Annotated in this window: 13 protein-coding genes and 1 pseudogene; 9 read left to right on the top strand and 5 right to left on the bottom strand. The window is 41.1% G+C overall.

Annotation, left to right across the window (positions count from 1 at the left end):
- Positions 1 to 111 precede the first annotated feature (111 nt).
- Positions 112 to 1,419, bottom strand: a complete 1,308-nt coding sequence (locus RMY31_RS06005) for a mannosyltransferase family protein (RefSeq protein ID WP_322658127.1) — start codon at positions 1,417 to 1,419, stop codon at positions 112 to 114.
- Between the two features lie 408 nt (positions 1,420 to 1,827).
- Here RMY31_RS06005 and dxr point away from each other — a divergent pair, with 408 nt between their 5' ends.
- On the top strand, positions 1,828 to 3,024 hold the full coding sequence (gene dxr / locus RMY31_RS06000; RefSeq protein WP_322658128.1) for a 1-deoxy-D-xylulose-5-phosphate reductoisomerase: 1,197 nt from the start codon (positions 1,828 to 1,830) through the stop codon (positions 3,022 to 3,024).
- Between the two features lie 345 nt (positions 3,025 to 3,369).
- On the top strand, positions 3,370 to 3,567 hold the full coding sequence (locus RMY31_RS05995) for a hypothetical protein (protein ID WP_322658129.1): 198 nt from the start codon (positions 3,370 to 3,372) through the stop codon (positions 3,565 to 3,567).
- A gap of 97 nt (positions 3,568 to 3,664) precedes the next feature.
- On the opposite strand, the gene RMY31_RS05990 is transcribed toward RMY31_RS05995, so the two are convergent.
- Positions 3,665 to 4,162: a thioesterase family protein gene (locus tag RMY31_RS05990; RefSeq protein WP_322658131.1), complete on the bottom strand. Its 498-nt coding sequence runs from the start codon at positions 4,160 to 4,162 to the stop codon at positions 3,665 to 3,667.
- Between the two features lie 179 nt (positions 4,163 to 4,341).
- Between RMY31_RS05990 and RMY31_RS05985 the strand changes: the two genes are divergently transcribed.
- On the top strand, positions 4,342 to 4,542 hold the full coding sequence (locus tag RMY31_RS05985) for a hypothetical protein (RefSeq protein WP_322658132.1): 201 nt from the start codon (positions 4,342 to 4,344) through the stop codon (positions 4,540 to 4,542).
- Positions 4,543 to 4,752: 210 nt separating this feature from the next.
- Positions 4,753 to 5,237: pseudogene (locus RMY31_RS05980) on the top strand (CHAT domain-containing protein); the annotation flags it as partial.
- 226 nt (positions 5,238 to 5,463) lie between these two features.
- Here the strand turns inward: RMY31_RS05980 and RMY31_RS05975 are convergent.
- The 3 genes from RMY31_RS05975 to RMY31_RS05965 all read right to left on the bottom strand — a co-directional run bounded on the left by RMY31_RS05975 (position 5,464) and on the right by RMY31_RS05965 (position 9,181).
- A complete protein-coding gene (locus RMY31_RS05975; protein WP_322658135.1) occupies positions 5,464 to 5,808 on the bottom strand; it encodes a DUF1815 family protein in 345 nt (114 codons plus the stop codon).
- 1,380 nt (positions 5,809 to 7,188) lie between these two features.
- A complete protein-coding gene (locus RMY31_RS05970; protein ID WP_322658136.1) occupies positions 7,189 to 7,404 on the bottom strand; it encodes a DUF2839 domain-containing protein in 216 nt (71 codons plus the stop codon).
- A 205-nt stretch (positions 7,405 to 7,609) separates the two neighbouring features.
- Entirely contained in the window at positions 7,610 to 9,181 is a 1,572-nt protein-coding gene (locus tag RMY31_RS05965; RefSeq protein ID WP_322658137.1) for an ATP-dependent DNA helicase, read from the bottom strand.
- Between the two features lie 148 nt (positions 9,182 to 9,329).
- Here RMY31_RS05965 and RMY31_RS05960 point away from each other — a divergent pair, with 148 nt between their 5' ends.
- The 5 genes from RMY31_RS05960 to lysS all read left to right on the top strand — a co-directional run bounded on the left by RMY31_RS05960 (position 9,330) and on the right by lysS (position 13,207).
- The gene (locus RMY31_RS05960; protein ID WP_322658138.1) at positions 9,330 to 10,292 is read left to right on the top strand and encodes a M48 family metallopeptidase; all 963 of its coding nucleotides are present in this window, start codon (positions 9,330 to 9,332) and stop codon (positions 10,290 to 10,292) included.
- A 33-nt stretch (positions 10,293 to 10,325) separates the two neighbouring features.
- Positions 10,326 to 10,652, top strand: coding sequence for a hypothetical protein (locus RMY31_RS05955; RefSeq protein ID WP_409877446.1), 327 nt, complete (start codon positions 10,326 to 10,328; stop codon positions 10,650 to 10,652).
- A gap of 213 nt (positions 10,653 to 10,865) precedes the next feature.
- Positions 10,866 to 11,294, top strand: a complete 429-nt coding sequence (locus RMY31_RS05950; protein ID WP_322658139.1) for a hypothetical protein — start codon at positions 10,866 to 10,868, stop codon at positions 11,292 to 11,294.
- Between the two features lie 197 nt (positions 11,295 to 11,491).
- A complete protein-coding gene (locus RMY31_RS05945; protein WP_409877444.1) occupies positions 11,492 to 11,623 on the top strand; it encodes a hypothetical protein in 132 nt (43 codons plus the stop codon).
- A 57-nt stretch (positions 11,624 to 11,680) separates the two neighbouring features.
- Positions 11,681 to 13,207 carry a lysine--tRNA ligase gene (gene lysS / locus RMY31_RS05940; protein WP_322658141.1) on the top strand — a complete coding sequence of 509 codons (1,527 nt, stop codon included), beginning with the start codon at positions 11,681 to 11,683 and terminating at the stop codon, positions 13,205 to 13,207.
- The last annotated feature ends 147 nt before the right edge of the window (positions 13,208 to 13,354 follow it).

Raw genomic sequence — 13,354 nt, 5'->3', positions numbered from 1 at the left:
AAGAAGTTTACAGATTTTTAGGGTGGGCATCTCGCCCGCCCTTGCAACTGATGTAAAATTCAATCTTATTTCAGGCAATTCTTGGTACAAAATTTTGTCCCTGCTTGGCTGCTACCCTACCCAACGCTCTTGAGCAAATCCTACAGCTATTTTAGTAAGTAATGTTACAAATAAGCCTAAGCTTAAATATCCTTGACAAGGATGGCGAGACAGCAGCACACCAATAGCGATATTTAAAGGCACAATACCGTAAGCAAGACGGCTCAAAGATATCGTACCTCCAGAAGCTAGGAGTAAACCAATACCGCAAAAGCCATAGCTTATAGTCACTGGAGTTAGTTGCTGACGCGAACACCATAAAAGGTAGCTGCCACCTAACACCATCAATGTATTAAGTAAGTTATTAATTAACTGTTCGTTGGCGACTATCAACAAAAATATGACTACAGCGTAAAAGCCATAAATTAACTTGAGAGAACTCCAATTTTTACGGAAGCGCCATAAAAGATAACCGCTGCTAACAATCATGCCAAATAACAGCGGATACCAAGGGTCTTTAATCCCGCCAGATGGATCTTGAATCCAACCAAACTGCCAATTGCTTGGGCCAACTGCAATTTGCATGAGCATGTTTAACCAACCCTGCCAATCAAACCCTAAAGATGGCCGCCATCCCCGCTGTGCTGCGATAAAAGCCAAGGGGTCATGAAAACGAATCGCACAATACAGACTGAATACAAGTAGTCCCATAGCGCTAGCTAAAGCAGCAATATAGGCAATGGGGGACCTGCGTTCTTTCCAAGCTGCGATCGCAAACGCTGGGATTAGTGCTATACCTGTGGGACGAGTTGCTGTTGCCATTGCACCCCAAAAAGCAGTCCAGCGATACTGCTGTCGATCGAAGGCCCGCAAAGCAGCTGTACTCAAAAATAAATACAGCCCCTCGGTGTAAATCACTCCTGTAAACATAGCCGCTGGATACAAGGACACCACAGCCGTAGCCCACTGCGCTATTTTAATGCCATAATGCTCCTTGATCCAAAAGTACAAACAGCAAAGTGCCGCTAAAAATGCCAGGTTATTTACCAACAAGCCTGCCACTTCAAAGGTTAAGCCCAGCTTCATCAAAACCCAGATGCTGAGGGGAAACAGAGGAAAGAAAGCCAAATTATGTTGTTTGCCATCATTGACGAATTCATAATCGGAGGTAGCGATCGCGCGATAATGCATACTATCCCACGCGTCAAAAACTTCCCAGCCAAATGGGGGCGTAATTCCTGTCGATGGTGACGGTAAGTTGGGCGCAATTAGCAACATGGCAGTCCAAATCAATATTCGGCTGAAAAACCACATTCCTGCCGGAAACAGGAAATCATTTTTCCATAAAAATTTTGTTATAACTATTCGAGCTTTATCCATAGGCTTAGGCGTTTACACAGGCTCCTTTGTGCATCCTTTTACCTATGGTTGTGACACTGCCATTTTTTAGTAACATTCCGCACGTCCATTTCACGAGAAAATTAGCAACCAACTGAACATTTACATAACTATTACTTAGTTAGAGGTCATTATTCGGTAGTCACTATTGAATTATTCTTGCCAAAAGATTCAGCATTTATAATTATATATATAGTGTTTGTATACACATTTTTTATATAAATAAATCTAATAAATAGTTGTCAGTTCTCAGAACGCAAGAGTAGTTATTATTTCTCCCTTGTCTCCCTTGTCCCTCCGCCCCTCCGCCTGCCATAATGTGGCGATCGCTGTGATGAATGAGTCCCAAGCAATTTATAGTGGGAGTTATCTGTAAATCCTTAAGCAATTGTGAAAGCTATAACTCTTCTTGGTTCCACTGGCTCAATTGGTACTCAGACTTTAGATATTGTTACTCATAACCCAGATCGGTTTCAGATTGTGGGATTGGCAGCTGGGCACAATGTAGAAATGTTGGCAGCTCAGATTCGACAGTTTCGACCGAGAATAGCAGCGATTTGCTCAGAAGACAAATTGCCAACCCTCGAAGAAGCTATCAAAGACCTCGATCCCCAACCTATTTTACTGGCTGGCGAAGCCGGAGTAATAGAAGTCGCCCGCTACGGCAATGCTGAAACGGTTGTCACAGGTATTGTTGGTTGTGCTGGATTATTACCCACAATCGCTGCGATCGAAGCTGGGAAAGATATCGCCTTAGCAAACAAAGAAACCTTAATTGCTGGCGGTCCTGTGGTTCTACCCTTAGTGGAAAAATATGGGGTAAAACTACTACCAGCCGATTCAGAGCATTCAGCAATATTTCAGTGTCTCCAAGGTGTTCCAAAAGGCGGCTTACGGCGGATTTTACTGACTGCTTCTGGTGGCGCTTTCCGAGATTGGGATGTAGAAAAATTGGCAGAAGTTACAGTTGCTGATGCTCTCAAGCATCCCAATTGGTCAATGGGGCGTAAAATCACAGTTGACTCCGCCACTTTGATGAATAAGGGATTGGAAGTAATTGAAGCCCACTTTCTATTTGGCTTGGATTATAAAGATATCGAAATTGTCATTCATCCCCAAAGCATTATTCACTCACTAATTGAACTGCAAGATACCTCAGTTTTAGCCCAACTCGGTTGGCCTGATATGCGCTTACCCTTACTGTATGCTTTATCTTGGCCTGACCGCATCTATACTGACTGGGAAAGACTGGATTTGGTGAAGGCTGGAAATTTAACCTTCCGCGAACCAGATCACCAAAAGTATCCCTGTATGCAGTTGGCTTACGCTGTGGGTAAGGCTGGTGGTTCAATGCCAGCTGTGTTAAATGCCGCTAATGAACAAGCTGTGGCGTTATTTTTAGAAGAGAAAATTCAATTTTTAGATATTCCCCGGTGTATCGAATGGGTATGCGATCGCCATCAAAATGATAACCGTTCAAATCCCTCTTTAGATGACATTTTGGCAGCAGATAAATGGGCAAGACAAGAAGTTTTAAATGCAACTCAAAAATTAGCTACTCCTGCGCGTATTATTTCTGTGCGCTAAGGAGCTAGTTACCATAAAAATACTGCTGAGGATGGTGATTTGACTACACCACCCTCATTACCCTTATTCCCTAGAACTCATAGTTTATATATATCTACCAAAAAATTAAAAAAATTAATCATTTGTCTATAAAAGTTCTGTAAACCACAAATTATTGCGTCGATTTATGGTATTCTATTGAAGCAGCAATTACTTAAAAAATCTACCATATTTTCCAATACATAGTATCTATATAACTTGGGTCAATTAGCTTTCGCAATAGTAAGTAATTGTTAAGTATATGAAAATATCCCTTTTTAAATAAAACCCCTCTTATTAAGAGCGATTCTAAAGGAATTGGTATTTATGATTCCTACCCTGATTATTGCTTGGTTCGTATTCGTAATTTTGTGGAAGATACTCAAAACTACTGTGAGCAATGCCTTGACTATTGCTGCCATTCTGATCTTATTAAATATTGGTTTTGGCATTACACCACAAGATATTTGGCATCAAATAATACAGTTTGCTCAAACCGTGTCGCAGATACGTAGTGGAAAGTAAAAAATTAAAAATTAACTGTTGCCTATGAGGGGTGAAGTATGAAGTGACAAAACTCTCAGCTTCACCCTTGAAAAAGGGATCTCCAAGTGTCCAACTTTCATTTGTGTAATGCAGAAACTTTTGCTAATGCATCTTTGACACTTGCAGGTAACTGACGCATGATTTTACCTCTTTCGCGATCTAGTGCTACTAATGTCACCTTGGCCGTGACATACAATTGCTGTCCATCTGTAGAGACAATAGCATAGTCCCAGTTAATGCGGACACCAGTCACCTCAGTCATGCGCGTTTTGACTACCACCGCCATACCTAACTGAATTGAACGGTGATATCTTACTGAAAGTTCTACAACTGGTAAATCACAACCTAACACCACTAAATCAGCAAATTCAATACCTATCGATCGCAAGTATTCTACACGTGCTTCTTCCATCCAAGCTATGTAAACACCATGCCAAGCAATACCTGCATAGTCAGTATGATGTGGTTGCACTCTTACAGGATATTCAAACCATCCTTCAAAGGTCTGATTTGATGGCATATCAATAGCACTAGTTGGTGGTAGCTTGGCTTGAGTTATTTGTTCTTCAGACATATTCATCAAGTTTGTTAGCAACTATAATTTTTCCACATCTGGAATAACATAAAAAAGAGTTGCATTGTAGAATTGTTCGATTAGTATCAACTCTCGCAAACACAGGAGGGTTTTTATGTACCCTCATCTTCGATATTTTAATATTTTTGTAATCAATTTAGTTTTTGCTAAGTTCTAGGATGGCATACCCAGAAAATAAATTAATAAATTATCATGCTAGGATACAAGACAACTACGGTGAAAAAGCTCAAGCTTTACCCAACAACAATGGACAATCAAAAATTGAGCGGCTGAATGTAGAAGCGATCGCATCATCCAAGCAAGGTAGGTTTGAGGAAGCATTGCAGAGATTACAGCAAGCGCTAGCTATCAGCAAATAACTTGAAGGAAGTTACTGGGAAGGCGCGACTCTTAACAATATTGCCAGAATATACCAGAATCATGGTAAGTATTCGCAACTGCTTAGTTTTGATCTTGCAGTTTTACCCATTAAAAAAACTCAGTCTAACACAAAAGACTCTTGAGCAAGCTCACGCTATATAGGGTAAAACCTACAGTAATATAGGTTATTTGTTTGAGGTTTAAAACAAACTAAGAAACTTTTAAACGATGCCTTTAGTCCTGAAAGCGCTGTACCGCAAATGGATGATTATACTATTGTCTATTTAGCGACTCATGCAGTCTTTGTGGTGGAGAAACCAAAAGATTCGTTTATTTTATTTGCAAATGGCGATCGCATTAATCTCAGAAATGTCGCTACTTGGTCACTCCCTTATCTGGATTTGGTTGTGTTGAGTGCCTGTAAAACCGATGTGGGAGCCAAGTTAGACAACGGTTTAGCTATCAGATGTAGAAAATCGGTGCGAGGGCAGTAATTGCTTCTTTATAGGCTGTAGATGATGGCGCTACTCAGGTACTAATGAAGGCTTTTTATACCACACTGTCATCAGAAAATTTAACACAAGCCTAAGCCTTGCGACAAGCACAAATTGATTTGATTACCAAAGACTTGAAGCTAAAAGATTACAATACACCAGCAACAGTCAGCGGTAGCCTCAATCACCCCTACTATTGAGCATTCTTTATTTTGATTGGCAATGGGTTGTAAGTGCCGATTTGAGATTTTTTCCCTAATCCAAAATTGTTTGACTCTCGGTCAGATGTAACCGTAACGGTGAATAGGTAATGGGGAATCGTAGACTAAGCTACAATTACCTATTACCAATTATTAACAATCGATTCCTAATACGAAATCGAATACTAGACCTTTGTTGAAAGTACCTCATCAGATACAGGAATCCTTAACACTTCTTGACCAACGCTTTATTACCTGAACAAGCTGGTGCAGATTGCTTGACAAGATTAGCCAGTTCCTGTAGCTGGTTAATTGCCTCAGCACCCTCTAACTTCATTAATTCACGGTCATCCCGCATTTCTGTCCAAGTAATCCCGTAATCGGATACTAAGAACCGAATCAGGTGGTTGTCTCCCAAGCTGACCATAAATGAAGCACTATTCATCTGGTCGCCGCAAGTATAACAGGACGCAGGATACCCACGCCGTTCTAGGACAATCGCCAAGGCTTGTAGGTTCATAACCAAGTCTTGGACGAATTGCCGATGTTGATGCGCTAGTCTTAGAAACACGTTTGTCCTCCAGACACCACAGTCATTTTGGTTTCTTTTATATTTTCTTTAGATTTTCTCACCCACTGGTATTGTAAACTATCCATTACAATTACCAGACACCCAGGGAGTCGTTAATTGACTACCTTGCTTAGGGTAGTGGATAACTGTTCAGATTGCCGTATCAAACTATTCAGTTTGCAAATTCAATTTATCAGACGGAATTGCTAAATTTAATTTTTTCTTTATACGATTCCGTCTGAGTAGATGCCTAGTGGAAGAGATCAGCTTTAAGAGTAACCCAAATTTGGCATCATTCAACCATAGAAAAGCTACGGATCTATTTCTCCTCAACTGTGCATAGCAAAACTTATTAATGACAAAGGCTTCACAGCCTCTCTGATATTCTTTGTGTAATTTGTCTGGTGGTTAGATCGTGTATCCTCCAGGGGACGTATATTCTTGTCGAGTGTTGGGTATACCAAGTAAATCTTTCCCAAATCTATGGATTTTAGTAGATGACTGTGTAAATTTAAGATTTGAAATACGGGATTTATGGCTGAAACGAAAGATTTTTTATGCACAACATTTATTTAGATATAACGCCAAATTTACAACCCCAATATTTACAGGCTTAACACTGAGAATAACTAAACTCAGAAAAGCTATGTTGCCATTTCGGCAATATTTTCCGTATTCTAGAGATTATGCTGAAATACTTGCATAAAACATGAAAAATCTCGTGAGTATGATAAAGAACGGTTGAGAAAGCTACAAAAAATCCATTTTTAGCAGAAGTATTCAATTGCAAATGCCCAGTTTCTCATCTTTTAAAAGCTAGAATAGCCCAGTTTTTACCCAACTCTGTCAAACAATAATATTTGAGACTTAAAGTTTGTTACTCTAGCGAGAGTTATAGATAGCAACTTGAATAGGGAAAACTGAAAAAAACTATGATACTTCTAAGTTTTGGCTACTCAAGCCTGTCTCTTGGAATTGAGCAATCACATATCATTCAACGTTTTTAAGATAATTAATAATAGGCTCCGTTTCATTAAGAAAACATTAAAGACAGCCGGATTGACCAAGCTGCCTCATGCATAAAATCGTCAAAGGCTAGATTTAAAGTTTCAAAAATAAATCCAAATTTAAATTGGATTATTTTACAACTTTATACGTTTTTATGCGTACTGAATCCTATCTCAAATTATCTATCGGAAGAGGGGTTAATCTATTTCCGATTACGTGACTACTTTACACACCTAGTAAAAACTAGGTTGGCTAATTAACATCTACTTTATTTCTTGAGGTTTATATCCATTTTAGGATTGAACCTAGATTAGGGTTTATTAGCTTAATAGTCCACATTATGGATAGAAATTTTTACAAACACTGGCAAATTTAAGACACTACTTGCCACAAACCGAAAGCCGGACCGATAAAACGGATAGTCACCCACGCTACAACCATAATGCCAATACCTATCCAAGCACCGCGAGTAGTCCAAGCAACAAATTGTTCCGCCTGGGTTTTGGTAATGGGAACCCAAGACAAAATACGAGTATCTTGACCGTATTGTTCTCCAAGTGTGGTTTTACGACGTTTTGCTTCACCCATAATCAGCAATTCAAAATTCAACTTAGTTTTTCAGTTAATATTAGCTGTCACATAAGTTACACCAGAGACACAGTTAATTGCATCATTAATGTAAATTCAAAATATGACAGCTTTAGAAGCTTAGAATGCCCGAACCAGCTGATGATAACGCTTGCCAGGAGATGATAGTCCTTCAGTTGACAAAACGTAAATAGTTGACTGATGACTAAGCAGAATTTTCCTCATTAGCGTTGGAAAATAGACTGGGGTCGAGATAGTTAATACGTGCTAGAGGACTTAGGGCAGCAAGAATTTGAGCGCCGTAGCTACGGTTTACTACACGACTATCGAGCAAAGCAATGATACCTTGATTTTCTCCTCGCACTGGGGCGATCGCTCGCTGCAATTCATTCAAAGCAGTTGGTAATAAGTATAAACGAAACCAATCTTGATGCGATCGCTTGTAGTGAGCTACTCTCCCAGCCACAAGGGGATTTTCTAAAGACGGTAGAGGCAAAGTGGCTATCACTAGTAGATGGGGCGCAGGTAAAACGCTTTGATGTTCTCGCCAAAATTCCCAACCGCTGACCAAAATACCATTTTCATCCAAACAAGTTTTTTCCACTTGCACCCGCGAACCAAATTCTGAAGCCAGAATTGTTCCTACTTGAGCCTTCAGTGGTACATCTCCCACCAAAATCACTGTCAATCCTGGTGCAGTGGCACTCAAACACAGTAGCGTACGGACTTTGTGAATAAATGCTGCTTGAAATTCTGGTGTGTTGGGTAGGGGCAACTTATGAGGTAAATACAATTGAATTGCTTCCGCTTGACTCTCCGAGGAGAACTTCAAACAAGTTACATCATCCAACCCGAAGCGCTGACGCAATAGAGGAGCTTCAGTTTCAGACTCTAAAACGCTGCCAATTAGTACTACAGGTTGTCGTTGCCAAATGGGCGAAAGTATTTTTCCTAATTCAATAGGGGCATAATGCAAAGAAAATAAACCTTGACGATGGGCAATAGTCGCCCAGAAGAGAGGAGGGGGGGTAAAGGGAGCAGGAGAGGAGTTTTCATTATTAATATATTCAAATTGCTGCCAGAAGCGCTGCCAAGGTTCTGGTAATCCTTTGACTGATTCCAAAGCAGAATAGAGATGATTTAGAATTTCTATTTCTGGTTGGGAAATCAAATAGCATTCATAGGGATTAACAGGATGCTGGAATAGTTCTTTTGTGAGTTGCACCCTTGCAGAGCGAATTGCCTCAGCTTGGTTAGGACAAGCTAGCATGAGTTGATCCCAATCGTGGGGTTGAATATCCTGAGTGAGCTGATGACGTACCCAATCTTCGAGATCGTCTACACCATCAATAATGGTGGGAATATCTGGAGGAAAATCACCAGAAGATGTGAACTGTCCTCTTAACCAAGCTGCGGGGGAGGTAAGGAGTAATCCTTGGAACTCAGCACTGGGCCAAGCGTCACCTGTTCTGATAGGTTTGTTGGCTTGCAGCCACTGCTGTAGTCGCGGAATTTCTACACGCAGCAGCCGTTGCTGTACCTCTTCTGGGGCAACAATAATTACAGGCCCATGCCACATTAACGCCGATGCTACGAAACTAGTGCGATAGCGCCCTTGATAGCCAGAAACTGCCCCAACTTGAATTAAGGCGCTACGTCCTAAGCGCAAGGCGCGTGCTACCAACCTTGCCATCGTCAAATGATGGGGCCAGGAAGGGAAACCCGCCTGCGATCGCAGGAAGTTATGTAGTGATAAATGGACTTCTGCCTCAATCACACGCTTTAAATCCCATAAAAAGTGACTTTTACTTCCAATAGCCCCATTTCTATTATGTTGTCAGTTGTCAGTTGTCAGTTGTTATTTGTTTTTCTACTGACCACTGACTACTGACCACTAACCATTAACCATTAACCATTAACCAATTATGCCAACCTACGCAGGAATTGCCAGCGAAGCCTTCAGGCATCCACTAGATAGCCAAGCTGAGCAAGCTTTACGTAATTTACCAGGATTTGATTTTGTCGCTCGTAAATTTGTGGAATTTTTCGCTGAACGCCCTCAATTAGTCTATTTAATGGGCAACACCATCCAAGTCGGGCCGCGCCAATATTCCACTATTTACCAGGTTTTTCGAGAATGTGTACGAGATTTGGATATTTATCCAGAACCAGCACTGTTTGTTGAGCAAAATGCCCAAGCTAATAGCTACGCACTTGGACAAGAGCATCCTTACATAGTCATAAATACGGGGATATTAGACTTACTAAACGAAGCCGAAATTAGGGCAGTACTAGCCCATGAATTAGGGCACATTAAGTGTGGTCATACTATTTTAATTCAAATGGCGATATGGGCGAGGAGTGTCGCTTCAAGAGTTGGTGAATTGACTTTTGGCATTGGTGATTTTGTCAGTCAAGGTTTGTTACTTGCCTTTTATGAATGGCGACGTAAAGCTGAGTTATCCTCCGATCGCGCCGCTTTGTTAGTCATGGATGACTTAAATCCTGTGATTTCCTCAATGATGAAAGTCACGGGCGGTAGTATCAAATATGCCAATGAGTACAGTTTACAAGAGTTTATTAAACAGTCAGAAAATTATCAGGCACTTGATGAAGATGGACTGAACCAAGTGTATAAATTCTTGATGTACACTGGTTTTCAAGGTGCAATGCTTACTCATCCTTTTCCTGTGGAACGTTTGCATTACTTACGTGAGTGGGCAGTATCAGAAGAATATCAGCAAATTCGCCAAGGAAACTATCAGCGATCGCCTGCTTCCGGAGCAGTAAATGTTGCAGCAGAAAATTTAGAAAATGAAGCAGAAAATTTGCGTCGGCAAGTTGAAGAATTGCAACAAGAAATTAACAGAATGAAAAGGTCTGAGTAATATCTTGAGTGCTGAGTACAGACGCGATGCCAGTTGCTACAACAGGGAGCCACTGTGGTCTTGGGGTTTCCCAAGTGGAACAAGTGGCGTGGGAACCCCCCTACCCTTCGGGAACGCTTTCAGCGAACGGGTTCACAGTCGCCTGATGCCACTTTCTTCAACGGGGGGAACCCCCGCACAGAAGTGGCTCCGGAGGGAAACCCTCCGACGCTCGTGACGCTCGTTCGCGTAGCGTCTCCCCTTGGGAGAAGACTCGCGCTTCGCTACGCTATGGCAACTTCTCTTTGCAGCGCTGATTCACCGCAACGCACTGGCTCATTCATCGCGTCTGTACAAAAGTTAGGAGTTAGTTGTCAGTAGTTGTTCTTTGCGTCTTCCTCATCTCCCCCCTCTTATTCTAAAACAGTTACCCTATCACATAATTTATTTTTGTAATTCCCTTAGATTAGATAATAGTTTTAGATGGACTACTGCCTCCCTAACAGGAAGTGGAGAACTACAGCTAAAAAAGAATCAAAGCTACTGTCCCCCTGAGGTGGGACACAATTAAATCTGATGTAGACATTTCTCGATATGGCAACTCACCTTACAAAACGGATGTTTGTGTTCGCTAATATTCTTGCTCTTGTCATCTTAATGCCGGGAATTGCCTTGGCAGCACCAGTTCAACTTCATGCTAGTTCTAATGTTATTTTTGCTCAAGTTACTAATGCTGCTACGTACTTTACTTCATTTTCAGAAATTGAGTTAACTCCTTTACAACGCCAACAACTCCAGGCTGTACGTCAGAGAAGAAATAAAGAAGTTGCAGCAGTGTTAAACTCATCCCAGCGTACACAACTTGTTCAAAACCTACGTGCTGGTAATAATATCACTCAAGCGTTAGAAACATTGAATTTGCAACCAGATCAGCAAGACTTGGTAAAAGCGATCGTGCAATTTACTAACTTGAAGATGAAGGCTATCTTATCTCGTCATTCCCTAACAGTAGGACAAAAATAATGGTTTGACTGGCAGAAAGAAATGTTAAATATTAATAACATTTTCTCTAAAAGCCTTGTTGATGAAAGGCATCGCCTAACTTATGGAAACAGTTGACTAATCTGGACTCCAATTTCTGGAAAGGCAATCAAGGATATCGTTACATTTTCCTACAAAATAAATTCTTGATTTTAGCCTTCCAAACTAGGTTCGTTGTTGTGGCTCGTTTCCGAACCCAATCAGATGCTGATGGTTATTTACAGGTTATTCAACGCTTAATACCCGACGGCAAATTTCTGGTAGTGTTTGATGGCAACACCAAATCTGAAAGTTTTATAGATTGTAGATAATCGCCCCACTCGATCGCAGCATTTATAATTATCTTTGCCCCCTGAAAGTTCGTAAATATGTCTGAAGAAGATATTCGTGCCACGCGGCTGGAGAAAGTAGAACAGCTAAAGCAGCTAGGAATGAATCCCTACGCCTATCGTTGGGAATCTAGCCATCACGCGGCGCAATTGCAAGCACAATTTGCTGATTTACCCAGCGGTGAAGAAGTTGATTTAGAAGTAGCGATCGCCGGACGCATCATGTTGCGTCGTTTTATGGGTAAACTAGCCTTCGTCACCTTGCAAGATGAAACAGGCACAATTCAGCTTTACCTAGAAAAAAAGCGCATTGACGAAAGTATGGCAGATATTGTTGCCAATGCTTTCAAACAACTCGATAAACTTACAGATATCGGCGATATCTTGGGTGTTAAAGGCACTATCAAACGGACTGAAAAGGGCGAATTATCTATTTACGTCAAACAATATAATATCCTGACTAAATCTCTGTTACCTTTACCTGATAAAAGGCATGGGTTAACGGACATTGCCAAGCGCTACCGTCAACGCTATGTTGACTTGATTGTTAACCCGGAAGTGCGGCAAACTTTCCGCCGCCGCGCCCAAATTACCGCCGGAATTCGTCGTTATTTGGAAGAACGGGATTTTCTAGAAATTGAAACGCCAGTTCTGCAAAGTGAAGCAGGCGGTGCAGATGCACGTCCTTTTATCACGTACCACAACACCTTAGAAATGGAGTTGTATTTGCGAATTGCTACAGAACTCCATCTCAAGCGATTGATTGTGGGTGGTTTTGAAAAGGTGTTTGAATTAGGGCGGATTTTCCGTAATGAAGGAATTTCGACTCGTCACAACCCAGAATTTACAACGATTGAAGTTTACCAAGCTTACGCCGACTACAATGACATGATGGCGCTGACAGAGGGAATAATTACCACTGTCGCCCAAGAGGTTCTTGGAACGCTAGAAATTACCTACCAAGAGAAACCTGTGGATTTAACACCACCTTGGCGGCGAGTGACAATGCATGATTTAGTGAAGGAATATACGGGTTTAGATTTCAAGTCATTTCAAACTTTGGAGGAAGCAAAAGCAGCAAGTAAAAATGCTGGACTTGAAGATATTGAAGATGTGCCATCAGTTGGCAAACTTTTGAATGAAGCCTTTGAACAAAAGGTAGAGGAAAATTTAATTCAACCTACCTTTGTAATTGACTATCCTGTAGAAATTTCGCCGTTAGCAAAGCCCCACCGTTCTCAACCTGGTTTGGTGGAACGATTTGAGTTATTTATAGTAGGACGAGAAACAGCCAACAGCTTCTCGGAACTTACCGATCCCATCGACCAAAGAGAACGTTTAGAAGAACAAGCTGCAAGAAAAGCTGCTGGCGACTTAGAAGCGCAAGGTGTAGACGAAGATTTTCTGACAGCTTTGGAATACGGAATGCCACCTACAGGAGGTTTAGGGATTGGGATCGATCGCTTGGTGATGTTATTAACTGATTGTGCCAGTATTCGGGATGCGATCGCCTTCCCCTTACTCAAGCCAGAGAAAGCAGAAGCATTACCAGAATCAGAAACTTAATCAACACTGGCAATTGTATAGAAATAGTAAGGTGCGTTAGACAAAGCCATAACGCACCATTTTTATGACTAATTCTTTGATTACCTAAGTTGTACTCACGTATCCTATATATTATTCCTTTAAAAGAATAATAGATTGACATTCCTT

This window comes from Dendronalium sp. ChiSLP03b (genome assembly GCF_034531165.2).
Taxonomy (GTDB): Bacteria; Cyanobacteriota; Cyanobacteriia; order Cyanobacteriales; family Nostocaceae; genus Dendronalium; species Dendronalium minutum.
Note: the sequence above shows the minus strand (reverse complement) of the source record. Positions and strands in the feature narration are given on the sequence as shown.

Bases quoted from the DNA above. Each gene is read 5' to 3' on its own strand.
- RMY31_RS06005 (WP_322658127.1), bottom strand. From the start codon at position 1,419: ATGGATAAAGCTCGAATAGTTATAACAAAATTTTTATGGAAAAATGAT.
- RMY31_RS05995 (WP_322658129.1), top strand. From the start codon at position 3,370: ATGATTCCTACCCTGATTATTGCTTGGTTCGTATTCGTAATTTTGTGG.
- RMY31_RS05990 (WP_322658131.1), bottom strand. From the start codon at position 4,162: ATGTCTGAAGAACAAATAACTCAAGCCAAGCTACCACCAACTAGTGCT.
- RMY31_RS05985 (WP_322658132.1), top strand. From the start codon at position 4,342: ATGGCATACCCAGAAAATAAATTAATAAATTATCATGCTAGGATACAA.
- RMY31_RS05970 (WP_322658136.1), bottom strand. From the start codon at position 7,404: ATGGGTGAAGCAAAACGTCGTAAAACCACACTTGGAGAACAATACGGT.
- RMY31_RS05960 (WP_322658138.1), top strand. From the start codon at position 9,330: ATGCCAACCTACGCAGGAATTGCCAGCGAAGCCTTCAGGCATCCACTA.
- RMY31_RS05950 (WP_322658139.1), top strand. From the start codon at position 10,866: ATGGCAACTCACCTTACAAAACGGATGTTTGTGTTCGCTAATATTCTT.
- lysS (WP_322658141.1), top strand. From the start codon at position 11,681: ATGTCTGAAGAAGATATTCGTGCCACGCGGCTGGAGAAAGTAGAACAG.